We start from the raw sequence: 25,540 nt of genomic DNA, 5'->3' as shown, positions 1-25,540 counted from the left end.
TGAAAGCCGGCCCAGGGCAGGGGGCTCGGGTTGAAGTTTCCGCGGTCGTTCATCTACCCTGAACAAACCACCGCAGAAGCTTGCCTGCGTACCCTGGACCTCGATGCGATCCTCCATTCTCCTTGCCCTCTCCTGCGCCCTCTGCGTCGCGCTCGCGGCCCCGTCCGCGCTCGCCGCCGGCCCGAAAAAGCAGCCCACCAAGGAGGAAATGCAGGAAGCGCAGCGTCGCTACCAGCGTGGTCGCGAGCTTTACGAGGACAACGACTTCACGGCCGCGCTCGTCGAGATCCGCCGCGCGTACGAGCTCGCGCCGAGCTACAAGCTCCTCTTCGACATCGGGCAGATCTGTTATCAGCTCCCGGATTATCCCTGCGCGCTTCGCAGCTTCAAGCAATACCTCGAGGAGGGCGGCGGGGAGATCAACCCGCAGCGCCGCGCCGAGGTCGAGAACGACGTCCGCAAGCTCGAAGGCCGCGTCGCGACGCTCAAGATCACCACGCGTCGGCCAGGCGCCGAGATCCTCGTGGATGACGTGGTCGTCGGCAAGACCCCGCTCGACGCGCCCGTCATCGTCGGCGCAGGTAAACGCAAGGTGACGGCGCGCGTCGAGGGCGCCGAGCCGGTGACCCGGGTGATTGAAGTGGCCGGCACTGACGTCGTCGATGTCGCGCTCGACGTGGGCGGCGGGAGCACCGCGGCCGCACCTTCATCGGGCGACGGGACGTCCGCGCCGGGCTCGGGTGAGCCGGGTGGGGACAAGGGCGCGGGGCGCAAAGTGCCTGTCGTCCCCTGGATCATCACGGGCGCGCTCGCTGTCGGCACGGGTATCGTCGGAGGCCTCGCGCTCCGCGCCAGCTCCGATTACCGGAGCCAGCTCGACACGTTTGGCACGACGCGCCCCACGCTCGACGAGTCGTATGGCAACATGAGAAACCTCGCCATTGCGACCGACGTCTTGCTCGGCGCCACGGCGGTCGCGGGCGTGACTTCGTTGATCCTCACGCTCACGGCCGGGCCGAGTGGTCCCAAAAAGGCCGGGCTCGTCCCTGTCCACGTCGGCGTGGGCCCAGGCAATGTGTGGATCAAGGGCACCTTCTGATCGAAGCTCGTACGGGACGAACATGAAAGAGACCAAGGTCCAATCGCCGCATCGTCGCGGTCAGCCTCCCGCCTTTGGCTGGCTCCTCGTGGCTCTCGCGTTTCTGGCCATGGCGGGACTCGCGGGCGCCTGCAACCTCATCGTCGAGGGCGCGACGGATCAGTGCACCACGGACGCCGATTGCAGCAAATTCGGCAATGGCTCCGTCTGCCAGGAGGGCGTGTGCGTCCTGCCCGGCGGCTCGAGCTCGAGCAGCGGCTCGGGCGGCTCGGGCGGCGGGGAGGCGTGTTTCTCCGGCGAGCCGACGAACGACGAGCAGTATCTCAACAAATGCACGGACGCCACGTGCGTCGATTTCGACAATTGCGCCCGTCTCGGGCTCTGCAACGGCGCCGCGTTGCCCCCGCTCGTCGAGCCAACCCCCGTTCCTTGAGTCTTCCCGAGGCATGGTCATGAACGAGATCCGATTCCCCAGCACGAAGACGATGCGTCATCTCGGGGCCGCGCTCGCCCTCGGCCTCGCGGCGACACTCGTGGCGGAGGGCGCATCCGCCGTTCCCACGAAAAACTGCTTCGACTCCGTCGAGCGACCCAAGGTCGTCTACGTCGCCGGATCGAGCGCGGTGAGCGGCTTCCTCGGCGTCATTCAGGGTATCCTCGCGGCCGAGGGGTCGCCGTATACGATCGTGTATCAGTCGCAGGGCTCCTGCACGGGCGTCTCGGCGGTGTATTCCGAGGACCCCGCCGCGCGGCTCATCAAGGACATCCCGGCCGCCGGCGGCAAACCCGCGAACTATGCCAGATTCTACAACGCCGACGGCACGACCGAGGAGTGCTTCCTCGATCCAGCTGGCAACACCGTCGACGTCGGCGTCTCCGACGTGTACGCCAACACCTGCGATTTCCCCACGGCGCCCGCTGGTGTGCAAATCGCCGATTATCAGGGCCCGATCCAGCCGATGACCTTCGTGGTCCCGGCCCTCTCGACGCAAAAATCGATCAGCGCGGAGGCGGCGTACATGATCTTCGGCACGGGCGGCCACATGGGCGCCGCCGCGCCGTGGACGGATCCCACCTATTATTTCGTTCGAAATGCGAGCTCCGGCACGCAGCAGATGATCGCGCGTGCCATCAACGTGCCTGCCGACAAATGGTGGGGCAAGGATCGCGGCGGATCGAGCGCGGTTCGCGACGGACTCAAGATCCTCCTCGACGCCTCCCTCGCCGAGCAGGCGATTGGCATCCTCTCGACGGACGTCGCGGACGATGCCCGCTCCGATCTGCGCGTCCTCGCATTCAAAGCGTTCGGGCAGAATTGCGGATATTACCCGGATTCGACGCCGTTCCTCTTCGACAAACGGAACGTGCGCGACGGGCATTACCCGATCTGGGGCCCCCTTCATTTCTACACCCGCGTCAGCGCGGGCATTCCCACGGAGCAGGCGGGCGTGCTCGTCACCCGCTTCGCCGCGCCCAAGCTCTCGAATGCGCTCGTCGAGGCGATCACGAAGAAGCACCTCGTCCCCAAGTGCGCGATGCGCGTCGACCGGTCCGCGGAGATGGGCCCGCTGAAGACGTACACGACCGACTCGCGCTGCGATTGCTACTTCGAGGAGATCGTCAACGGAAAGACGAGCTGCCAGGCGTGCACGCAGTCCTCGGAATGCCCCGCGAGCGCCCCCGCCTGCAGCTACGGTTATTGCGAAATGCCGTGATCGCCCCCGCTCGGCTCGATCACCAGGGACTCTGGCCGTCGCCGAGCGCGCGCTTCTTCCCCGTCGTCGTGGCCGTCGGCGCAGCCGTATTGAACGGATCTCCATCCCCGAGCTTCCGCTTGGCGCGTGTGCTGGTTGTCGCGGTGGACGCGGGCGCCGGCGGCGGCGTGGGCGTCGCCGCCGGCTCTTCGGACGGCTTTTCGCCCGTCGCCGTATTGTTTGCCTGAGCTGCGCCGCTCTTCGGCTCCAGCACGAGTTCGATCTTCGCGTCCTTGTCGAAGGTGACGATCTGCGCGGCCGATCGATGATCCCGCGCCTCCGCATGGACGCGGTGGCTCGCTCCATCCGCGGGGAACTTGCCGGTGAACGGGTTCGTCGGCAGATGCGCGCCGTCGAGGAAGAGCTCCGCTTGTGCCGGGATCGCGCGCACCTTGATCTCCACCATCGCCGTCCCTTCGGGCGCGTTTGTCGTGGCAATCGATGCCGTTCCGACGGGCGCGGCCGACGGCGCCGGTTGCGGAGCCGCTTCCGCTTGCGTGCTCTCGGCCAACGGCGCCGCCGCATTCGGGGCCGGCGTCCTCGACTTCATGAACGCGAACGCGCCGATCGCCGCGGCCAGGACGATCGCGGCGCCAATGATCATGCTCCCTCGGTTCGACACGGGGGCCGCCGCCACCTGCATGGTCGTTTCTGGCGGCGCCCCGGGGGGCAAGCTGCTCGGGCCTGGAATACGCGCGTTCGATCCCGTCGCGCCCTTCGGATTCGATCCCGAGCCGTTCATGCTGTGCCGCCCGGAGCCTCCGAGGTTCGGGATACTCAGCGAATCGGGGGCCGCGTCGGGCGGGCCCGCGACGTCGGGGATCGCCAGCCTTTCCCCCGATTGTTGCGCCTTCAGCTTGCTGATCTGCTGGTCGATCACCCTCCGGATGTCGGCCCGTTTGTCCCCGAACGCGCCCGTCACGTAACGACCCACGTCCTCGCTCGAGACGCGCAGGCCGGCTCGATCCAGATACGCGAGGATGTCGGCGCGCATCTCGGACGCCGTCGCGTATCTATCGGCCGGATCTCGGGCCATCGCCTTGGCGCAGATCCGATCGATCTCCTCGGGCGCGTTTGGCTCCACGTCGTGGACGCGGGGATATTCTCCCGTCGCGAGCCTGTGGAGCACCTCGATGTCCGTGGCCTTGTCCCAGAGCTTGCGGCCCGCGGCGATTTCCCAGAGCACGATTCCGAGCACGAAGACGTCGGCGCGCCGATCGAGCGGCTTGCACCGCGCCTGCTCGGGCGCCATGTAGCCGACTTTGCCCTTGACGATGCCGGCGCGTGTCTCGCCCGAGCGCACTTCGGACTTCGCAATGCCGAAATCGAGGATCTTCGTGTGCCCGTCGTACGTCACGAGGACGTTGTGCGGGCTCGCGTCGCGATGGACGATGTGGAGGGGCGTGCCGTCGTAGTCGGTGAGCTCGTGCGCGTAATGCAGGCCCGCGAGCGCGTCCGCCACGATACGATAGAGCAGCCCGGGCGGAGGCGGGTCCTTCTTCGCACGATTGATGATGCGGTTGAACGGCTGGCCCTCGAGGTACTCCATGGCCATGAAGTATTCCCCGTCGGACTCGCTCACCTCGAAGGTCTGCACGACGTTCGGGTGGTTCAGCCGCGCCGCGAGCCGCGCCTCGTCGAGGAACATCTCGACGTGATCGGGATCCTCGACGTAATCGCGCCGGAGCCGCTTCACGACCTGCAGCTTGTTGAAGCCGGCCGGGCCGGGGACGACCGCGAGGTAAACGTCCGCCATTCCGCCGTGACCGAGGCTCGCGATGAACCTGTACTTGCCTATGCTCGAATCGCCGTCGTGATGGGGCAGGGGCGGGGCAGCAGACACGGCGTCATGATCCGCTCGTTCCGGTGACGAAGCAAGCACGATCCCGTGTTTCGCGTTTTTCTTCGCGCTTGCAAACGTGACGAGTGTCACGCCGTGAAAATCGTGGCGCGCGGCGTCGATGTGGTTGTCACACAATCGTAACGAGAACGTCGACAACGTGAAACTTGCGTATGCGTCACGCAATCGTGACAGGCTCCACGCCGCTCCGCAACGGAGACGCGTCACCCTCGCGCGCGACCGTTCCAAGAGGAACGAATCAAGCGAGGTGCTTGCGAATGAAACGAAGGATTGCTGGAGCCGGGCCGCGCCATGTCTTCATGTTCGCGAGCGCCGGTGTGCTGCTCGCCGCAGCGCTCGGGGCCTGCGGGAGCGACGGGAAAGACGGGGCGAATGGTCGGGATGGCCTCGACGGGCAGGACGGGGCGCAAGGGCCGCAGGGCGAAACGGGCCAACAAGGGGAGCAGGGGCCGCAGGGTGATCCCGGGGCGCCCGGGGAGCCGGGGACCCAAGGGCCCGAGGGCAATCCCGGGGCGCCCGGGGAACCCGGTCCGCAGGGACCCGCGGGAGAGCCGGGGATCACGTGGCCGGACCCTTCGCGGCCGCTCTCCGGAATGGTCGCGCTTGCGTTCATGGATGACCTCGGCACGGGCGCGGCGGATCTCGGCCAGTACGTGCGGACGCGCGTGGATCAAGTCGCGAAGGGCACCTTGCCGCCCGGCGTGCAGTTTCCGTTGGCCAATGCGGCGACCGACAGCGTGCGCGCCATTGCGGGCCTCTCGGGCAACGTGGTCGCGACCTGGCTCGATCCCCTCACGTTCGATCAGAGTCACACCGCGCCGCGGTTTGGCGCGAACAACGACTACGTCGCGTTCTTCGGGGACGGCTGGGACGCCGCGGCCGGCGCGGCGCCGCAATGGAACGGCAGCGGGGCCTCCGGCTGGATGTGGGTCAACCACGAATACATCTCGAACACCGCCCCGACGGCGACGACGGCTCCGGTGGGGCAACACCTCACGCTCGCGACCTATCTCCGGTCCATGGGCGTCCTCGAGAATGACGTCACCTCGAACGAATGGTCGGACGCGAGCCGCTCGACGTACGTGCAGGAGGCGAAGCGGCAGAACGGCGGCTCGTGGTTCCACGTGGTGCAGGATCCGGCTTCGGGCGAATGGGAAGTTGATCGCGGTGCGAAGGCGGTGCGGTACGACGCGACGAGCCATACCCTCTTGCGCATCACGGGCATCACGGCGGTCGCCGACGATCACGACGATCAGGGCAATGCATTGCCCTCCGGTGTCGTCAGCGGCATCATGGGAGATTGCTCCGGAGGACAAACGCCCTGGGGCACCGTGATCACCGCGGAGGAGAACGTCCAGGATTTTTATGGTGATCTCGAGGCCTTCTGGACCAGCGAGCAGAAGCTCGTCCTCGGGGCCGGAGCCGATCCGGGGGGGCCGATCACGTTCGAGACGAAGGCAAGCCCGACGAGCGAATATGGGATGTCGCCGGATCCGCTGACGCACCACGCGCGGGATCTGTATGGATACCTCGTGGAGATCGATCCCGGGCAGCCGGAAGGCGAATACGAGGGCAAGACCACGAAAGGCGTGGGGCACAAGAAGCTCGGCGCGATGGGGCGCGCGCGCTGGGAAAACGCGACGTTCGCGGTCGACGCACAGTGGAAGCTCGTGCCGAACCAGCGCATCGTCGTCTATGCCGGGGACGATCGACGGAGCGGCCGCATCTTCAAGTTTGTCTCCAAGAACCCGTACACGGCCGGCATGACGAGGGCGGAGACACGCGCGCTGCTCGACGAGGGCTCGCTTTACGTCGCGCATTTCGCCGGCCTCGACAGCACCACCGGCATCACGATGCTCGCCACGGGGCAGGCGCCGACGGAGTCGCAGCCGGGCACGGGGCAATGGATCCTCCTCAGCACCACGAGCACGGCAATCGCGCCGAACGCGGCCGCGCTGGGCGAGCCCGGCAAGACTGTGGGCGCCGCCCTGATGGACATCGACTACAATGGCCTCGGCGGCTTCCTGAGCGACGACGACGTGCGCCGCGCGCTCTTCACGGCCTGCGCGAAGGTCGGCATCATGGAGCTGAACCGGCCCGAGGACGTCGAATACAACCCGAAGGATCCGAGCGGCACGCCTCGGCTCTACGTGGCCTTCACGAACCACGGCCGCAAGACGCAGCTCGATCAGCAAGGCAAGCTCATTGCGCCCGCGGAGCACGACGCGACCTCGCCGAAGCGCCCCGACGCGCTCGGAAACGTCTTCGCATTCCAGGAGGCGAATCCGGCCGATCCGGGCGCGTCGACGTCCTTCACGTTCTTCCGTGTCTGGGCGGGCACGAAGGCCGCAGGACCGTACGACGCGGCAAACCCGGACAACCTCGTCATCGATCGGGACGGCGGCGTCTGGTTCGGCACGGATGGCAACTTCGGCACGAACAAGACCGCCGACGCCATTTATTTCCTCGACCTCGATCCGGCGCACGCAGCGGGGCAGCCCGGCGTCGTCTCGGCGACGTTTGGCAAGGCGTTCCGCGTCGTCGCCGTGCCGAGCGACGCGGAGGCCACCGGCCCGGCGCTCGGTCCGGACATGCGCACGCTTTTCGTGAGCGTGCAGCATCCCGGCGAGAGCGTATGGAGCGTCTGGCCGAACGGAGGGTAGAGCCATGAAGAGGACGCACGAAGCTCGCCCCGGATCGTGGCTCGCCGTCACGCTTTTGTTGTCCCTGGCGGCGGCGGCTTCGTGCGGCCGCCGCGAAGAGCGCGGCGCCGAGGCCGGATACGACCCGCTCGCTCGCGCCCGCGAGGCCGCGGGGCGCGTGCTGAACCCCGAGGCCTCGGTGCCGCCGCTTTGTTATACCAAGACGAACGGCACCTCGAATCCTTGCTGGGTCTGCCACACGAGCGCCCATGGTCCGAATACACGCTCGGACTGGGAGCTCCAGGCCGAGTATTCGTTTTCCGAGGCGGCCCAGAAGAACCACTACGAAAACCTCTTCGTCGATCGAACGGCCGACATGGCGACCCTTTCGGACGAGGAGATTCTCCGCTACGTCCGCGAGGACAATTATGGTCCGCTTCGGCGCGCACTCGCCGGGGCCCGAGGATTCGAGGGCTACGTGCCGGACCTCGACCTCGAACGTGGCTTCGACGAACAGGGATTCGCCAGGGACGGGAGCGGCTATCGCGCGGTGCGGTACAAGCCCTTCCCCGGCGCGTTCTGGCCGACGAACGGCAGCACCGACGATGTCTTCATCCGTTTGCCCGAGCCCTTTCGACGGGACGTGCAGGGAAACACGTCCCGCGTGATCTACGCGCTCAACCTTTCGCTGCTCGAAGCCGCGATTGCCTCGGATCCCGATGCCCCGACGGATCGAATCGATCGCGAAATCGAACCCGTCGACGAGCGCCTCCTCGGCTTCGACCTCGACGGCGACGGGGCCCTCTCGCCCGGCGTCACGCGCGTGCGGCGCTTGCCGAAGACCTACGCTGGCGGCGCGTCGAACGTCCCACTCGAACGAGGCCTTTATCCGCGCGGCGTCGAGTTCTTGCATTCGGTCCGCTACCTCGACCCCGACGCGCCCGGGTATGCCGCGCGGCGAATGAAAGAACTCCGGTATGCGAAGAAGGTCCTCGCCCCCGATCGATGGGCGCTCCTGCGCGCACAGGAGAAAGAGCAGGACGAAAAGGACGAGGGGCTCCTGCCGGTGTATGCCGGGTCGGCGATGAGCGGCCTTCGGAATGCTTTCGGCTGGCAGCTCCAGGGGTTCCTCGAGGACGAGGCAGGGCGGCTGCGCCTCTCGACGGACGAGGAGCATCGGTTTTGCATGGGCTGCCATTCGAACCTGGGCGTGACGGTCGATCAAACGTTTTCGTTCGCCCGCAAGGTGCCCGGCGAAGCGGGCTGGCGCGTACAAGACCTCCGCGGAATCCCCGACGTTCCGCAACTCGGGCACGCGGAGCCCGAGGTGCTCGTGTATCTCCAGCGCGTCTTTGGCGGCGACGAGCTCCGGGCAAATGACGAAATGACGGCGCGGTTTTTCCCGGGCGGCACGCTCGCCGAGGCCGAGGTGAGGCGTGCGGCCCCCGGCGGCGATCGAGATCTTGCTTTCCTCCTGCTCCCGTCACGCGCGCGTGCGCTCGCCCTCGACAAGGCCTATCGCGTGCTCGTACGCGGGCAGCGCTTCGATCTCGGCCGCGACGCGCTGCCCACGGCCGCGGTGAACGTGCATGCCACCATCACGAATGGCTCGACGGGGCTCGGAGAAGCGAATCGGATTTACAGGGACGGCCGCCTGCGCCTCGATTGGGGGGTGGCCAGGCCCCGGTGAGAAAGGCGCGCCGACCGGTGGCTACACGTTTTTGCGGTCCGCTGCGCGTGGCCGCGCGAGCCGCTCCTCGATTTCGGCCTTGTCGATACGGAGCCCGCCGGTGAGATACGTCTCGAGGAAACCGAGTCGGTCATTGCCCCAGAAGAGCTGATCGTCGACGAGGAACGTGGGGACGCCAAAGACGCCCTCGGCGATGGCCTGTTCGGTGTTCTTGCGGAGGCGCTCCTTCACCACTTTCTCTTCGGTGGCGGCGAGCAGCGCGGACCCGTCGAGGCCTGCGTCATCGGCGATGGCGCGGAGCTCGGCGTCGTTCATCAGGTCGCGCCCATGTTCCCACGTCGCGACAATCAACGCGCCGGCGAGGCTGCGCCGCGCCTCGGGGTCGTCGAGGGCGGCGCACATGCGCTGCGCCTTGAGCGGATTGAATGGATGTGCCGGCGGGCCCGTGTAGGGCCGCTTCAATGTCATGGCCCAGCGCGCGATGTCGTGGAGCATGTGGACGCGCTTCGATGGAATCTCCGCAGGCCCCTTGTTCTCGTTCGCCTGGAGGAGCCCCGCGAACAGCACCGGCTGGAGGTCGAAGCGCGCGCCCGTGCGCGCCTCGACCTCGGGAACCTGGGCCCACGCGAGCCAAACGTACGGGCTGATGACGTCGAAGTAGAACCGGACGGTACGCATGCGGAAAAACGATAGTACGTACCGCTCGGGCTGTCGACGATTCGATGCTCGTCCGGTCGTGAAGCGTCAGCTGCCGCAGACGAGCCAGCCATTCTGATTCGAGATGTCGCCGCGGCAGGCGCGCGCATTCGGCAGACAACTATAGTGAGCGCGACCGTTCCGCGTCCGGCACTGCGAGCACAGATCCCCGTTTCGCTTCCATTTCTAGTCCCAGCACGTGCGCTCGAACGAATGCGTCCTCGCCTCTGCGACCCGCGTCGGTGCCATTCCGACCCCCACGGCCGACAGAGACAGGAGCGCCAGCGTCGTGATCACCTTTTTCATGATTCCCCTCCCTTTTCGGTTGGTCACCCTCTGCATCTCCTTGGGCGAACGACCGGACGGGGCAAGTGGGAGGATCGGGCACCGGTCGCGGACCCAGCCCTCCCTCTTCAACCTTCGTTCTACGCTCCTGTCGTAAATTTCCTTCGTCAACAGATGGATGGTTGTTGAGTTCACGCAATTTGTGGAAGAGATGGTCTTGACTTTGAACATCATTTTCAATAAATCCTGTGGAGCTCATGGTGAAAAGTGTCCGTGCAAACATGTGCAGACGACACGCTCCAACCCGTCTTCCTCCGGGAGGACCGGGCAATGCCTGATTCCCGGAAAGAGCGCTGGCCTCTCTCGGCAGCGCAGCACGGTATCTGGCTGGGCCAGGCGCTCGACCCGGCGAGCCCGCTCTACAACGCCGGCGAATGCATCGAGATTCGTGGAGCCGTCGATCCGGCGATCTTTGAGGCCTCCGTACGCCAGGCGGCCTCCGAGGCCGAGACGCTGCACATGCGGTTTGTCCCGACCGAGGACGGCCCGACGCAGATCCTCGAACCATCCCTCGACTGGCCCATGCATCGAATCGACGTCGGTGCGGAGGCCGATCCATGGGCCTTCGTGCAAACGTGGATGCAGGCGGACCTCGAAAAGACCGTGGATCTCATGCGCGGTCCGCTCTTCACGGAGGCGCTTTTCACGGCCGGGCCCGACCGGACTTACTGGTATCAGCGGGCACACCACATCGCGCTCGACGGTTTTGGATTCTCGCTCATCGCGCGGCGCGTGGCGGAGCTCTATACCGCCCGTATCGATAGCCGCTCCCGCGTCGGCCCGCCGTCCGGCTCGTTGCTCCGGGTCATCGAGGAAGACCGAGCCTACCGCGCGTCGCCCGATTGCGATCGCGACCGTGATTTCTGGCTCCGACGTTTCGCCGATCGCCCCGCGACCGTGAGCTTCGGCGGTCGACCCACCATGGTCTCTCGCCCTGCATTACGAAGGATGACCTCGCTTTCGCCCTCCACGATGGAGCGAATGCAGGCGGCGGCACACCGCGCGGGCGCGAGCTGGCCCGACGTGTTCGTCGCCGCGACGGCGGCGTATGGGCATGGCCTCACCGGCGCGCCGGAGCTCGTCCTCGGTCTCCCCGTCATGGGCCGCCTGGGCTCCGTGGCCGTGCGTATCCCGGGCATGGTGATGAACATCGTGCCCTTGCGCGTCCCGATTCCGAAGGGTGCGAGCCTCTCTGCGCTCGCCCAGCACGTCGCGGGGGAGATGCGCGCGAGCCGGTCCCATCTGCGCTACCGCTATGAGCATCTCCGCCGGGATCTCAAGCTCGTCGGCGGGGAGCGGCGGCTGTTCGGCCCGGTCGTGAACATCATGCCGTTCGATTACGATCTGCGGTTCGGCGGTCACCGCGCGATCGCGCACAACATTTCTGCCGGGCCGGTCGAGGACATCTCGATCAACGTGTACGCGCGCTCGGACGGACGCGGGCCCCGCATCGATTTCGACGCAAATCCGGACTGCTATACCTCTGACGACCTCGCGGCGCACGAGCAGCGATTCCTCGCGTTTCTCGACGCGGCCCTGTCCGCGCCCGCGCAGCCGATCTCCGAAGTCAAAATTCCCGGCTTCGCGGAGCCTGCTCCCTCCGTGGCGATGGATTCGCCCGGCGTCATTCTCGACGGCGGCCCACTTCCTTCCCCCGCGCGTGACGTCGTCGAGCGGATCCTGGAGCACGCGCGCGAGCAGCCCACCGCCATTGCTCTGGAGCACGAATCGCGGCGAATGACGTACGCAGAGCTCGTGCTCGCGGCCCAGAGGCTCGCGGCCCGCCTCGCGGCGCTCGGCGCCAAACCGGGCACGCTCGTCGCGTTGCTCTTGCCTCGCAGCGTGGAGGCCATCACGGCCATTCTCGCCACGTTGTTCTCCGGCGCCGGATACCTGCCGCTCGATCCCCAGGGGCCGAGCAGCAGGACAGCGGCGATCCTCGCGGATGCCGGCCCTACGTTGCTCGTCACGACATCTGCGTACGCCGAGCAAGCGAGGCAAGCGACGCGAGCCCGCGTCGTGGTGCTGGACGAAGAGGTCCTCTCGGACGCACTCGAAGCGCCGATCCGCGAGGGCGACGAGCAGCCGGCGTACGTAATTTACACGTCCGGCTCGACGGGCCGGCCCAATGGCGTCGTGATCAGTCGCGCATCGCTTGCGCATTTCGTGGCCGGCTCTGCTTCACGTTACGGATTCCACCGCGAGGATCGCGTGCTCCAGTTCGCGCCGATGCATTTCGACGCGAGCGTGGAGGAAATTTTTCTCAGCCTGTGCGTGGGCGGTACGCTGGTGCTCCGTACGGACGAAATGTTGCAATCGGTCCTCAGGTTGCTCGACGCTTGCGCCGAGCACGCGATCACCGTGCTGGACCTGCCCACGGCGTTATGGCACGAGGTGGCCTACAGCCTCTCGACCGGCGCGTCGCTTCCACCCAGCGTTCGCATCGTCATCATCGGCGGGGAGGCCGCGCTCCCGGAGCGCGTCGCCCGTTTTCGTCGCGCCGTCGGGCCCGCGGTCCGATTGCTCAATACGTATGGTCCCACGGAGGCGACCGTCGTGGCCACGTGCGCCACGCTGTGCGGCGACGAATCCGTGGCCGAGAGCGCGCAGGAAGTCCCGATTGGCACGCCGCTGCCCGGCGTCTGCGCGGCCGTCCTCGGCGCGGATGGACAGCTCGTCGCGCGAGGCGCCGTGGGGGAGCTGTATCTGATGGGCGAAGGGCTGGCCACGGGGTATCTCGGGCAGCCGGAGCTCTCCGCCGCGCGTTTCCGGATGCTCGAAACGCTGCCCGGACAGCCGCGCGCGTATCGCACCGGAGACCTCGTCCGGCAAAACGAGGCGGGTGAGCTCGTTTTCGTCGGCCGCGTCGACGAGGAGCTCAAGATCAGCGGGCATCGCGTCGATCCGGGCGAAATCGAGACCGTTTTGCTTCGTTTCCCCGGCGTGCGCGAGGTCGCGGTGGTCGGATCCGCTTTGCCAGGTGGTATCAAGCGCCTCGCAGCGCACATCGTGGCCGATACGCCCCCTTCGTCACCGGCCGAGCTCCGCGGCCACGCGCAATCGGCATTGCCTCCCGCCTCCGTCCCTTCGGCCTTTCTGTTCACGGATCGATTGCCGAGGACCAGCACGGGCAAAATCGACCGGGCCGCGCTTCGCGACGCGGCCGCCACCCGCACGGCCACGTCGGCGGCAGCGACGACGGACCTCGAAAAGGTCGTCATGGCGGTCTGGGAGCAAATCCTCGGGGTCTCTGATCTCTCCCTGGAGGACGATTTCTTCGAGCGCGGCGGGCAGTCGCTGCAAACCATTCAGGTCGCCACGCGCCTCGGCCTCACGCTCGGCCGCGAGATCCCCGTGGCGATGGTGTTTCGTCATCCGACGATCGCGGAGCTCTCGCGCGCCCTGGAGCAATCCGCGGGCGTCACGAAGGTCGCCGCGGGGCTCACGGATGCAATGCTCGCCGACGCCGTGCTCCCGGAGGACATCGTCCCGCCCTCGCTTGCGCCCGCGACGTTGCGCCCGTCGCCCCGACAGGTCCTGCTCACCGGCGCGACCGGGTTCGTCGGGGTGCATCTCTTGCATGCGCTCCTTTTGGGGACGGTCGCGCGTGTGGTTTGTCCGGTACGCGCGGCGGACGAGAAGCAAGCGGCCGATCGGCTCCGCGCGGCCCTAGAAAAACAGCGTCTGCCGCTCGAGCATTTCGAGGACAGGGTGGTGGCCATTCCGGCCGACCTCTCGTTGCCCCGCCTCGGGCTGCGGGCCGAGACGTGGGACCGCCTGGCCACGGAATGCGACGTGATCTATCACGACGCCGCGATCGTCAGCCTCGTGCGTGATTACCGCAGCATGCGCGCGGTGAACGTGCTTGGGACACGCGAGGTGCTGAGGCTCGCGGCCGCGGCGCGCCCGAAGCCCGTGCATCACGTGTCGACGCTGGCCGTGGCGCCTTCGATCGCCAGGAGCCCCGAGGTCCCCGAGGCGTTCGTCCCGCCGCACCCGGAGCTTCTGGACGGCTACAAGCAGAGCAAATGGATCGCCGAGCGGCTCGCGGAGCAGGCAAGCGAGCGAGGAGTGCCGGTCGCCGTGTATCGCCTCGGTCGTGTCGTCGGCGCTCCCGATTCCGGGATCGTCAATGAACAGGACCTCGTCTTTCGTCTCCTCCTCGCCGGCATTCCGGCAGGGGTCTTGCCCGACCTCGACGTCGCGGAGACATGGACGCCCGTCGATTACGTGGCGCGCGCGATCGTTGCGCTCTCCCTCACCCGTCCGCAACGTGGCACCGTGTATAACCTCGCTCCCGCGCCCGACGTCCGACTGAGGGACGTGTTCCGCTGGGTACAGGAGTATGGGTATACCGTCGAAACCTGCTCGGTCCCGGCCTTCCGCGCGCGCCTGGGGAGCGGCGCCAGCGCCGCCGAGAGCGCCACGCTCGCCTTCTTCGATCTCCAGGCCGACGCCGGAGATCAACCGCAAAACTTCGGCCTCGGGCGCGTGCGCTGCGACAACGTGATTCGTGGCCTGTCCGACAGCGGAATCGATTGCCCCGCCGTCGATCGTTCGCTCGTGTTTCGTTATCTGGATCATTGCGTCGAGACCGGCAAGCTGCCGCGCCCTTCGAATGGGCGAGCGGGCCGAGCCTGAAGCGACGCCTCCACCCGAACCAAAGGAAATCACCCATGACCTCACGGACCCTTGGTGTAGACGTCGACAGCCGGGAGCGTGGTCTCCCGCGACCCATCGCAGGGGAATGGAAGCTCGATCGATCGAATGCGCTGCTCGCGGAGGCGCGCAGGCTGATCCCCGGCGTCACCCAGTCGCTCATGAAGCGGCCGGAGATGTATGCCCTCGGCTCGTTCCCGGTGTATCTCGAGGGCGGCGAGGGCGCGCTCGTGCGCGACGTCGACGGTAACGAGTACATCGATTACATCTGCGGCCTCGGGGCGAACACGCTCGGGCACAACCACCTCGCCGTCGTCCGCGCCATTCGCGAGAGCCTCGCGAATGGCGTGCTGCATTCGTTGCCGACGGAGATCGAGGTCACGGCCACGCGCACACTCGTCGATCTCATCCCCGGCGCGGAGATGGCCCGCTTCTTCAAGACCGGCGCGGACGCGACCTCGGCGGCGATTCGGCTCGCTCGACACGTGACGGGGCGAGAGAAGGTCGTCACCATCGGCTACAACGGCTGGCACGACCATTTCATGTTCGACACGCCCGGCGTGCCGGCGGTGCTGCGCGACTACACCTATCGCATGCCGCTCATGGCCGAGGCGGAAGAGAAGCCGTTGCTCGACTTGATCGCCGAAAAGGGCTCCGAAATCGCACTGGTGCTGCTCTCGTTGCCCTACAAGCGTGTCGTCTCGGCGGAGTTCTTGCGTACCTTGCGCGAGACCTGCCACGCCCACGGCGTGCTCTTCGTGCTGGACGAGGTCGTGACGGGCTTCCGGCTCGCGCTCGGCGGCGCCCAGGAGTATTACGGAATCGTGGCCGATTTCGTGTGTCTCTCGAAGGGCATCGCGGCGGGCATGCCGCTCTCGGCCATCGCGGGCCCGCGGGAGGTGATGAGCCGCCTCGCGGAGCTGCAGGTATCGACGACGTTCGGCGGCGAGATGCTCTCCCTGGAGGTCTGCAAGGCGGTCCTCGGCGAATACCGGGATACCGATTACATCCAGCGGATCGCCTCGCTCGGCAAGCGGCTTCGCGAAGGCGTCAACGAGAAGGCCACGAAGGTCGGGGCGCCGCTGCGCGTGGTGGGCTACGACGCGATTCCGTTCTTCCTTTTCGCGGACGATCTCGCGACGCACACGAAGTTCGCCGCGCAGTTCGTCGGCGCCATGGCGAGGCGCGGCGTTCTCCTGCGCCGTGACGTGAGCTTCATCTCGGGCGTGCACACGCAGGCGCAGATCGATTTCACGATCGAGGCGGCGCACGACGCGCTCGTCGAGATGGCGAAGCACGGCGCATTCGAGGGAAGCCTGGCCGGCGCGAGGTCCTGAATCTCTGATGGTTCGTACGCGCCGTTTTTCGTGCACCGGATGGGCCGGGGGCCTGGCCCTCGTCCTCTCGGTTTGTCCGACCGCCCTCGCGCAGGACGCGGAGCCGAGTGGCCCTTCGCCTGCGCAGACGAGCGCGACGACCGAGCGCACGGTGCACCCGCCCGAGCTCATCGAGGCGGTCGAGGCGGCGTATCCGGCGGAAGCACGCGCTGCCCGGCGGGAAGGCCGCGTGGTGCTGAAGCTCCGCATCGACGTCGCGGGGCGTGTCACGAAGGCCGAGGTCGTGGAGCCGGGCGGAAACGGGTTTGACGAGGCCGCACAGGAGGCGGCGCTGCAATTCCGTTTCACGCCAGCTCGTCGGGGAGACAAGGCCGTCGCGGCGATCATCCTCTACGCTTACGAATTCAGGTTGCCGCCAGAGTCAGCCCCGCCCCCGGAGGCGCAGTCCGCCATAACCCCGGCCGCGAGCGAGCCCGGGCCCGAGCCGGCGGCGCCTGCAGCGCAGGCCATGGTCGGTCCTGCCAAACCATCGATCGACGTCACGGTCCGCGGCGCGTCCGAAGGCGATCGACTCCGCCGGTCCGCGCAGGCGGTCCAGGTCATCGAGACCGAGGAAGCGCAGCGACGAACCGCGGACCTCGGCGAGGTGCTGGCGCGCTCCGAGGGCGTGGGGGTGCGCCGGGAAGGTGGGCTCGGATCGAACGCGCGCCTCTCGCTCAATGGTCTCACGGGCGATCAGATCCGCTTCTTTTTGGACGGTGTGCCCCTCGATCTCGCCGGGTATGCGCACGGGATCACCAATGTCCCGGTGAACCTCGTGGAGCGCATCGAGGTCTACCGCGGCGTCGTCCCCGTGCGTTTCGGCGCCGATGCACTCGGCGGCGCGGTGAACCTCGTGACCGATGCGGACGTCCGCGGCACCCACGCCTCGGCGTCCTATCAGGTCGGGTCCTTCAAGACGTACCGATTGACGCTGAGCGCTCGGCATCTGCACGAGCCCACCGGGTTTTTCGCTCGCGTGAATGGGTTCTATGATTACACCCGAAACGATTACCCGATCGACGTCGAGGTCTTCGACGAGCAAGGCCGCCTCTCGCCGGCCCGCGTTCATCGGTTCCACGACGGCTACCGCGCCGGCGGCGGGAGCGTCGAGGTGGGGTTCGTCGGGCGTCCGCGGGCGGAGAAGCTCCTGCTGCGCGCTTTCTACACCGAACACCGGAGGGATGTTCAACACAACGCCCTCATGTCCGTTCCTTATGGCGCGGTGACCTACGGCAAGCAATCGGCGGGCGCACACCTGCGATATGCGAATCCTTTCTCCCGGAGGACGCGGTTCGACGCGGTGGCCGGGTACACGTACACGCACAGGGAATTCCAGGATCTCTCCACGTGTCGTTACGACTGGTTCGGCCGTTGCGTTTTCGAGCTCCCGCAACGCGGTGAGATCGAGGCCCGCGCGATCGATCAGGCCATCGAGCAACACAATGTCTTCGCCCGCCTCAACCTGGTGTGGAACCCAGCGCCCTGGCATTCGCTCCGGTTCGGGCTCTCGCCCACCTATGCCATCCGGACGGGGAAGGACCATGCCATTCCCGCGGACGAATACGACCCGCTCACCGCGCAGCGGGCGCTCCTGAGCAGCGTGGTCGGCGCCGAATACGAGGCGCGCCCGTTTGCGGGAAAACTCGCGAACATCGCGTTCGCCAAGGCATATGTGCAGATGGCCCGGACGAAGGAGCAATTGCCGAACGGGAATCTCCGCGATCTCGACCGAACGACCCAGCGCGGGGGGATCGGCGACAGCCTGCGATTCCGCTTCACCGAAGCGTTTTACGCCAAGGCATCGTACGAGTACGCGACCCGTCTGCCCAACCCCGAGGAGATGTTCGGCAATGGCGCGCTCATCATCGAGAACCTGCACCTCGAGCCGGAGGCGAGCCACAACGTGAACCTCGGCCTGACCCTGGAGCGCGCCGAGACCGCCGCCGGCCTCTTTCGGTTCAACGTGAACGGCTTCGGGCGCTTCGCGGAGAACCTCATCGTCCTGCTCAGCAACGGCAATTATTTTCAGCACGAAAACGTCCTCTCGGCTCGGTCGGTCGGCGTCGAGGCGTCCCTCGGATGGACGTCCCCGGGAGATTGGGTCGCGCTCGACGGATACGCCACCTGGCATGATTTCCGCAACACCGCGAGCGAAGGCGCATTCGGCAAATTCGAGGGGGATCGTATCCCGAACCGCCCTTACCTGTTCGCCGGCGCGAGCGCTCGCGTGCAAGGTTCCGATTTGCTCCGTCCGCGCGACGTCCTTTCGCTCACGTGGCAGGCGCGCTACGTCGAGGCCTACTTCCGCGGCTGGGAGAGCATCGGGGCCATCGATTCCAAGCTCGTCATTCCCTCGCAGCTCGTCCACGCGCTCGCGCTCACGTACTCCATGAAGCACGGCGACGGGTCCGTCAGCGGGACCCTCGAGGTGCAGAACCTGACGGATGAAAAAGTCTTCGATTCGTTCGGGGTCCAGCAACCGGGGCGAGCGGCGAACGCCAAGCTCGTTCTCGAGCTCTGACCCACCCATTCCTTCCCGAGGAGATACATCCATGAAAAAAGTCACAGCGCTCCTGATCACCCTTGTGTTCCCCGCTCTCGCCGCCTGCAGCGGCGGTGACGGCGACGGCGCCGGCGGCACCGGCGGCACCGGTGGCCAGGGCGGCCAGGGTGCCGGGGGCGGTTCCGCGACGGGACCCCTGTATGCCCTCACGACTCAGGTCTTTGGCGCCAATGGCGGGGACAACACGAGTTATATCCTCGTGACCGACAAGCTCGGGGGCGACGCCGCGCTCACGCTCGACAACGGCGTCGAAATCGCGGGCCGCGCCCTCGGCGTCGGGCCCGAGGACGGGGGCGCCGTATTCATCGCGGGCGAAGCCGGGCCGACCGTGACGCGTTACGACCTGCAAGCGGACGGCACCTTGCGCTTGGGCACCACGGTGAGCTTCCAGGGCAAGGGAATCGCCGCGCTCGGCGAGTATCACGGTCAATTTCAGTTCGTCTCCGAGACGAAGGCATATTTCTTCGACGGCCCCACGGCCCAGGTCGTCGTCTGGAATCCGAAGGACATGACGGTCACCGGGGACATTTCCCTGAATGAGCTCGTCATCGCGGATACTACGTTGACGTTCACGGCTGCGCCGCTGCGCCTGGGCGACGACGTGATCACCTTCGCCGGGTATCGAAAGGGTCCGGAGGTCCCGAGCAAGGCGGTGGTCGTCGTCGTGAATGGCAAGACGGATCAGGCGACCATCGTCACGGATGATCGCTGCGGCTACGTGCGGGATGGCATCGAAGGGCCCGATGGAAAGATTTATCTCGCCACGGAAGCCTACGGCGCGGCCGTGCACCGGCTGAACGAAGCCAATGCCGCGCCGCCTTGCATGCTGCGGTTCGACCCGGCGACGAAGACGTTCGACGCCGCGTTCCATGTCGAGCTGAACACGCTCTTTGGCGGACAAACCGCCGGCTCCCTGCTCCGCGGGCCGGGCAACGAGGCCTTCCTGCGGGTGCTCGACGAGAGCGCCTTCCCGATCATGCCGGACACGCACCCGCGCGTCCTCGCGAGCGCGGCGGCCTGGAAGTGGGCGACCGTGACGCTCGGGGATACCCCGACGGCCGAGGTGCTCGACGCCGCGCCCAGCAATGGAAGCGTCATTCCGCTGCAGTTCGGCGACCGGAGCTTCGTGTCGCTCTTCCAGGGCCAGGACTCGACGAAGCTCCTCGAGCTCGAGGCGAAGGGCCCGGGTGAAGTGGCGCTGAGCACGCCGGGCCTCGTTTTCTCGGCCCTGAAGATCCGATGACGAATCCGGCTTCCGCGAAAGAGGCCCCGCCGCCCCGGGCCGAGCCCCCTCGCCGCCGAGGGTATGGCGCCGTCATGAAATTCGTCCGGCGCCTGCACATGTATCTCGGCCTGCTGGTGTTCCCGTGGGTGCTTCTCTTCGGGCTGAGCGGCGCGCTCTTTAATCATCCCCAGATCGGGCGAGATATCGAGGAGCGGGACCTCTCCGCGGCGGAGCTCTCCACACTCACCGGAATGAAACCCTGGGATCCGAACGAGATCGCGCAAAAGGTCGTCGGGCAGATCAACGCCGGATCCCCGGGGGGGTACGCGCTTGATCCGGGGGCCCCGAGCTCCTTCTCGGGCTGGCCCCTGCTCGCGACGCCGAGCCGCGCGGGAGGGCGTCACGTGCTCATCCTCAGCCTCGACGGCGGCGGCGCGACGGTCTCCACGCATGCCCCGGAGCCGAAATCCGATCCTCCTCCCTTTGCCGGCGCGACCATCGAATTGCCCGAATACAAGATGGCGGCGGTGCAGGAGCAGGTGAAGGAGCTCCTGCCCAAGCTGGGGATCGACGCGGAGGGACCCTTGCGGGCGCATCCGAAGGTCCACCCCGAGCTGCGCTTCCGTGTGCGTGATCAAAGTGGCCGCGCTTGGAACGTCGTCTACGATCTCGGCTCGGGTCAAATCGACGGGCGACCCGCCGGTCCGGGCCAGCTCCGCTTCGTGGAGCTTCTGGAGAAGCTGCACACGACGCACCATTTCCCCGTTCACGGCGACATGGCCTGGTTCTTTGCGCTCTTCGCGGACATCACCGGCATCACGCTGGTCGTGTGGGCGCTCAGCGGCCTCGCGATGTGGTGGCAGATGAAGCCCACGCGGGTCCTCGGCGCGCTCGCCATCATGATCGCCGTGGCCGCCGCCGCCTTCGTCATGCGCGGGACGGCCTCGGAGGTTCAATTCGGCCGCGTGCAGGGCGACGGCCCCTGAGCGCCGCACGGCGGCGGCGTCACACGCCGAGCGTGGCGCCGCCGTCGACGCAGATATCGTGCATGGTGATGTGCCGTGCCCGATCCGAGAGAAGAAACAACACCGCGTCCGCGACGTCCGTCGGGTCCGCGATTCGTTGCAGGGGGATTCCCACTTTATAAGCGCCGGGCGCGCCGTCGATGGCGGCTTGCGCTCCGTTCTCGTCCTTCCACAACGATCGTTGCATCGGCGTATCCGTCGATCCCGGAGAAACGACGTTGCACCGGATGCCGTGCTGCGCGAGCTCGAGGCCGATGCACTTCGTGAACATCGCGGCGGCCGCCTTCGAGGCCGCATACAACGACATGTGCATGCGTGGCGTCCGCCCGGCATTGGATCCGACGGTCACGATGGCGCCGGATTTGCGCGGCACCATGCGCTGGGCCACGGCACGGCAAAGGTAAAACACTCCCCGGGCATTGACCGCGAAAGTCTGCTCCCAGTCCTCGTCACGCAGCGCTTCGACGAGACCGACGCGCAGCACACCCGCGACATTGACCAGGAAATCGATGGGGCCGAGCTCGCTCTCGATCTGGTCCACCGCGGCGTCGACCGCCTCCCGGTCCGTGACGTCCGCAGAGAATGATGCCGCGCGGCCGCCGCTTGCCCGTATTTCGGCGGCCACCACGTCGAGGCGGTCGCGGTTCGAATCCACCGCGGCCACGCTCGCTCCACGCGCCGCGAGCGCTCGCGCGACGGCCGCCCCGATTCCCTGGGCGGCGCCCGTCACGAGCGCGATTTTACCCTCGAACTCCATGGGCTTGCTCCTCGGCTCCGGTCCATCGCCCGTGCGGCATTCGCGCGGAGAGGATCTCCCACCAATCGTCGAGCGTCGTGCGCTCCGCGAGCTCCACGAACGAAATGTCGAAGTTTGCGGCGCGCAGCCGTTCGACGAGCGTCATGAGGCGGATGGAATCGAGGCCCAGATCGAGGAGCGAATCGCCGCTCTGGATGTCGGAGGCGGGGCGCTCGAGGAGCCCGGCGACCTCGCTGCGCAGGTGCTCGAGGTCGAACGTCGCGGCGCCGGACGATTTCTCTGCGAGCGCGTCGAGCACGTCGCGGGTCGACACGACCACGCCGCACCGCTGCGCCACGTACGTCATGGCCATCTCGTGCCAGTTCCGCGTGAAATCGGAGGTCGCGTCGGCCACGAAGAACGGCTGCACGTCGTTCATGAAGGCCTCGCCGGCCGTCAACATGCATCCGATGTGCGCATAGACGCCGCAGATGATGAGCTGATCGCGCCGCCACCGGCGCATGAGTTCGAGCAACTCGGTCCGTTGAAACGCGCTGTAGCGCCATTTCGTGAGGACGGTGTCCGACTCCGCCGGCGAGAGCTCGTGCACAATCCCATGTTTGTGCGGCTGCGCCGTCAGCCCGGGACCCCAGAAGTCGAGGAGCAGGCCACGTTCCTCGGCCGTCTGCTCGGAGGGCTGCATCGTATACACGACGGGGATCCCGAGCGCACGGCACCGCTCTCGCACCTGCCGGATGTTCTCCAGGAGCTCGACGACCGGTGAGGCCCGGATATCGTAATAATCGAGGAAGTACTGCTGCATGTCGTGGATCAGAAGGACGGCGCGGCCCGGATCCGGCGTCCACGACATCCGGTTCTTGGGCAGCTCCTCTTTCCGAGGCATGAAATAAGGCTGGATGCTGGGGATTCCCATGGTCGATGTCCTCCGGTCGTCATTGGCCCTTCTGGGCGATCTTGTCGGCGATCCAGCGACGGAGCGCCTGTTTGTCCACCTTCCCCACGTTCGTCTTGGGGAGGTCGCCCGTGAGCTCGATGCGGTCCGGGATCTTGTAGGCAGCGAGTCCGCGCTCTCGCAGGAATGTGGTGAGCTCACGCGGGGCCGGCGGCGTCTCGCGGGGGACGACGACTGCGCACGAGCGCTCCCCGAGGAAAGCATCCGGCATGGCGACGAGCGCCACGTCCCGCACCGCTGGATGGGCGAGGAGGTGATTCTCGATCTCCTCGGCCGCAATCTTTTCGCCGCCGCGGTTGATCTGATCCTTCGCGCGTCCCTCCACGACGAGATACCCCGCCGGCGTACGCCGCACGACGTCGCCGGTCCGGTAAAACCCGTCGCGCGTGAATGCCTTCGCGTTGTGGGCTTCGGCCTTGTAATATCCGCGAATGGTGTAGGGACCCCGCGTGAGCAGGTGGCCCACCTGGCCGACCTCGACGTCGCGGTCGTCCTCGTCGACGACCCGGACCTCGTCGTCCGCAGAAATGGGCCGCCCCTGCGTTTCGATGATGACGTCCTCGGGATCGTCGAGGCGGGTGTAATTGACGAGCCCCTCGGCCATGCCGAACACCTGTTGCAAGGTGCATCCGAGCGTGCCTCGCACGCGGCGCGCGACCTCCGCGCTCAGCTTGGAGCCGCCCACCTGCAGCAAGCGAAGGCTCGAAAGATTCTGCCGGGCATTCCGCGCGGCTTCGAGCCAGACCGCGCAGAGCGGCGGCACGACGGCGGTCACGGTGACGCGCTCTTTTTCGATCCAGCGGAATGCCTCGTCCGGGCTCGGGCGCCGGCTCAGCACGACGCGGCCGCCGGCATGGAGCACGCCCAGGCTGCCGGGAGAGCTCAGCGTGAAGTTATGCGCGACGGGCAACGCGACGAGAAAGACGCTGTCTCCATCGAGCGCGCAGATGTCGGCGCTGGCACGGACACTGTAAAGGTAATCGTCGTGCGTGCGGGGAATCAGCTTGGGGATTCCCGTGCTACCACCCGAGAGCTGAAAGAAGGCGACGTCTTCGGGCGCGAGCGTCGGGAGCGGCGCAGGCTCGTCATAGAGGCTCTCCAGCGCGGTGAACGGCCCTGGCTCGCCGGCGACGAGGACGTGCTTCACGGTGCTCGCTTCGGCCTGGATCTCCTCGGCGAGCTTGCGATAATCGAATCCACCGTCCTTGTCGGCGATGATGTACGCAACGGCCTCCGTGAACTGACAGAAGTACGAGATCTCGGCCCGCCGATGCGGGGGCAGGGCGAGCACGGGGAGCGCGCCGAGGCGGAACAGGGCAAAGCAGACCTCGAAGAACTCCACGATGTTCGGGAGCTGCACGACAACGCGATCCCGCGGCTTGATGCCCAGTCGCGCGAGGCCGGCCGCGAGGCGCGAGGCGCGGGCATCGAGCTCGCGATAACTCAGGCGGCGCCGGTCGTCGACGAGCGCGGTGCGATCACCGAATCGTTCCGCTCGGTCGCGCAAGAAATCGCCGAATGTCTCGCCGATCCAGTAACCCGCTCGCCGGTACCGCTCGGCGAAATCGGCAGGCCAGGGCGTGAACCCCGCGAGCGTCCCCGTTTCCCGCAATTCGTCCGTGCGCATCAGAGATCCTCCGGCAAGGGATCGAGGCCGAGCGCGGTGAGCATGGTGCGCATCTTGGCCGCAATCTCGGCGCGCTCGCGTTCGGGCGACGAACCGGCGACGACGCCGGCCCCGGCATACACGCGAAGTGCGTCGCCGCCGATCTCGGCGCAGCGGATGGTCACGGCCCATTCACCGTCGCCGGCCGCGTCGCAATAACCCACGAGGCCCGTGAAGAAGCCACGATCGAAGGGCTCGATCGCTTCGATGGCCGCGCGCGCGCTCGTGGTAGGGTATCCGCACACGGCCGGCGTCGGGTGCAAGGCCATTGCGAGCGCGAGCGACGAGGTCGAGAGATCCGCGAGCTCTCCCGTGATCGGCGTCGACAGGTGCCACATGGCCGGCGTGTGCAAGAGCGAGGCGCGCGGCGGGACGACGAGGCGCTTGCAGAAGGGGCGAAGCGCTTCGACGACGGCGTCGATGACGACCGCGTGCTCGCGCCGGTCTTTCTCGGAGGTGAGGAGCGCGCTCGCCCGCCGCTCGTCTTCCTCGGGGTCGGTGCTCCGGGGCGCGGAACCCGCGAGTGGATTGGCGAATACCGTGTTCCCAGAGCGCGACACGAGGAGCTCGGGGCTCGCGCCGATCAATGTACGCGGCTCGGGCGCGAGGGCTCCGCGCGCCTCGGGGAGCTTGAGCGCGAACGTGTACCCGGAGGTGTTCCGTTTCGACAACCGCTCGAGGAGGAGAGCGAGATCGACCGGCTCCGAGGAACGCAGCTCCAGCATTCTGGAGAGGACCACCTTCGAGAGCGCCTCCGTGCGTATCAAGGCGAGGGCGCGCTCGACGCCGCCCAGAAACCCGTCGCGGTCGGGCGACAAACGCATCCATTCTGCAGAGACCCGCGGCGGTGCGGGGAGCGATATCGACGCCGCATCCAGGGGGCCGGCGATGCGGGTGGTTCGCGGCACGAGGAGGTGGGCCGGGGATCGGGTATCGAAGGGCACGGCGCCGACCGCCAGGGGGCGCTCGTGCCCGGACTTTTCGAGCGACGCGAGCACCGCCGCGACGCGCTCGGGAATGCCTTCGCCGTGCGCCGTTCCGCCGACGATCTCGCGTACACCCTGCGCGAGAACGGTGCGGGTCGGGGACGAGAAGAAGAAAGACGATTCCTGGTTGTACGCCTGGAGGAGCTCCGTGCCGCTGCGCACGGTGGCGGCGAAGGCTTCCGGCGTCGAAATCGAGGTCATCGAGCGACTCTCCTTGCTGGCCCGGACGGGGCCATGAACG

General features: G+C 67.1%; 16 protein-coding genes. 10 read left to right on the top strand and 6 right to left on the bottom strand.

What is annotated here, in order from left to right; all coding sequences use genetic code 11:
* Positions 1–103: 103 nt before the first annotated feature.
* Genes KEG57_RS16230 through KEG57_RS16220 form a run of 3 tightly spaced genes read left to right on the top strand, consistent with a single transcriptional unit; the run spans position 104 to position 2,814 of the window.
* A complete protein-coding gene (locus KEG57_RS16230; RefSeq protein ID WP_272418722.1) occupies positions 104–1,099 on the top strand; it encodes a PEGA domain-containing protein in 996 nt (331 codons plus the stop codon).
* Between the two features lie 22 nt (positions 1,100–1,121).
* Entirely contained in the window at positions 1,122–1,532 is a 411-nt protein-coding gene (locus KEG57_RS16225) for a hypothetical protein (RefSeq protein WP_272418723.1), read from the top strand.
* Between the two features lie 19 nt (positions 1,533–1,551).
* Positions 1,552–2,814, top strand: coding sequence for a type 2 periplasmic-binding domain-containing protein (locus tag KEG57_RS16220; protein ID WP_272418724.1), 1,263 nt, complete (start codon positions 1,552–1,554; stop codon positions 2,812–2,814).
* A 19-nt stretch (positions 2,815–2,833) separates the two neighbouring features.
* Here the strand turns inward: KEG57_RS16220 and KEG57_RS16215 are convergent, their stop codons facing one another.
* Entirely contained in the window at positions 2,834–4,852 is a 2,019-nt protein-coding gene (locus KEG57_RS16215; protein ID WP_272418725.1) for a serine/threonine protein kinase, read from the bottom strand.
* 119 nt (positions 4,853–4,971) lie between these two features.
* Between KEG57_RS16215 and KEG57_RS16210 the strand changes: the two genes are divergently transcribed.
* Together KEG57_RS16210 and KEG57_RS16205 are read left to right on the top strand one after the other, a co-directional pair.
* Positions 4,972–7,377 carry a PhoX family protein gene (locus KEG57_RS16210; protein ID WP_272418726.1) on the top strand — a complete coding sequence of 802 codons (2,406 nt, stop codon included), beginning with the start codon at positions 4,972–4,974 and terminating at the stop codon, positions 7,375–7,377.
* A 4-nt stretch (positions 7,378–7,381) separates the two neighbouring features.
* Complete coding sequence (locus tag KEG57_RS16205) at positions 7,382–9,046, top strand: Aq_1262 family (lipo)protein (protein WP_272418727.1); 1,665 nt, start codon at positions 7,382–7,384, stop codon at positions 9,044–9,046.
* 21 nt (positions 9,047–9,067) lie between these two features.
* On the opposite strand, the gene KEG57_RS16200 is transcribed toward KEG57_RS16205, so the two are convergent.
* Complete coding sequence (locus tag KEG57_RS16200; RefSeq protein WP_272418728.1) at positions 9,068–9,724, bottom strand: 2-hydroxychromene-2-carboxylate isomerase; 657 nt, start codon at positions 9,722–9,724, stop codon at positions 9,068–9,070.
* 633 nt (positions 9,725–10,357) lie between these two features.
* On the opposite strand from KEG57_RS16200, the gene mxcG reads away from it, so the two are divergent.
* The 5 genes from mxcG (at position 10,358) to KEG57_RS16175 (ending at position 20,899) form a co-directional block, all read left to right on the top strand.
* Positions 10,358–14,728 carry a myxochelin non-ribosomal peptide synthetase MxcG gene (gene mxcG, locus KEG57_RS16195; protein ID WP_272418729.1) on the top strand — a complete coding sequence of 1,457 codons (4,371 nt, stop codon included), beginning with the start codon at positions 10,358–10,360 and terminating at the stop codon, positions 14,726–14,728.
* A 35-nt stretch (positions 14,729–14,763) separates the two neighbouring features.
* Positions 14,764–16,083 (top strand): aspartate aminotransferase family protein, encoded by a 1,320-nt coding sequence (locus KEG57_RS16190; RefSeq protein WP_272418730.1) that lies wholly within the window; start codon positions 14,764–14,766, stop codon positions 16,081–16,083.
* Between the two features lie 7 nt (positions 16,084–16,090).
* Positions 16,091–18,646, top strand: a complete 2,556-nt coding sequence (gene mxcH / locus KEG57_RS16185; RefSeq protein ID WP_272418731.1) for a TonB-dependent siderophore myxochelin receptor MxcH — start codon at positions 16,091–16,093, stop codon at positions 18,644–18,646.
* A 31-nt stretch (positions 18,647–18,677) separates the two neighbouring features.
* Positions 18,678–19,931 (top strand): DUF4374 domain-containing protein, encoded by a 1,254-nt coding sequence (locus KEG57_RS16180; RefSeq protein WP_272418732.1) that lies wholly within the window; start codon positions 18,678–18,680, stop codon positions 19,929–19,931.
* 74 nt (positions 19,932–20,005) lie between these two features.
* Complete coding sequence (locus tag KEG57_RS16175; RefSeq protein WP_372518165.1) at positions 20,006–20,899, top strand: PepSY domain-containing protein; 894 nt, start codon at positions 20,006–20,008, stop codon at positions 20,897–20,899.
* 19 nt (positions 20,900–20,918) lie between these two features.
* Here the strand turns inward: KEG57_RS16175 and KEG57_RS16170 are convergent, their stop codons facing one another.
* From KEG57_RS16170 to dhbC, 4 genes are read right to left on the bottom strand one after another with little or no spacing between them, the layout of a single operon-like run.
* Positions 20,919–21,695 (bottom strand): 2,3-dihydro-2,3-dihydroxybenzoate dehydrogenase, encoded by a 777-nt coding sequence (locus KEG57_RS16170; RefSeq protein WP_272418734.1) that lies wholly within the window; start codon positions 21,693–21,695, stop codon positions 20,919–20,921.
* Positions 21,679–22,608: an isochorismatase family protein gene (locus KEG57_RS16165; protein ID WP_272418735.1), complete on the bottom strand. Its 930-nt coding sequence runs from the start codon at positions 22,606–22,608 to the stop codon at positions 21,679–21,681. Before KEG57_RS16165 ends, KEG57_RS16170 begins: the two co-directional genes overlap by 17 nt.
* Before the next feature lie 19 nt (positions 22,609–22,627).
* Positions 22,628–24,274 (bottom strand): (2,3-dihydroxybenzoyl)adenylate synthase, encoded by a 1,647-nt coding sequence (locus KEG57_RS16160; protein WP_272418736.1) that lies wholly within the window; start codon positions 24,272–24,274, stop codon positions 22,628–22,630.
* Positions 24,274–25,500, bottom strand: coding sequence for an isochorismate synthase DhbC (dhbC, locus tag KEG57_RS16155; protein WP_272418737.1), 1,227 nt, complete (start codon positions 25,498–25,500; stop codon positions 24,274–24,276). The genes KEG57_RS16160 and dhbC overlap by 1 nt, the downstream gene beginning before the upstream one ends.
* Positions 25,501–25,540 lie beyond the last annotated feature (40 nt).

The organism is Polyangium jinanense (assembly GCF_028435365.1).
This window is presented reverse-complemented; position numbering and strand designations above follow the sequence as displayed.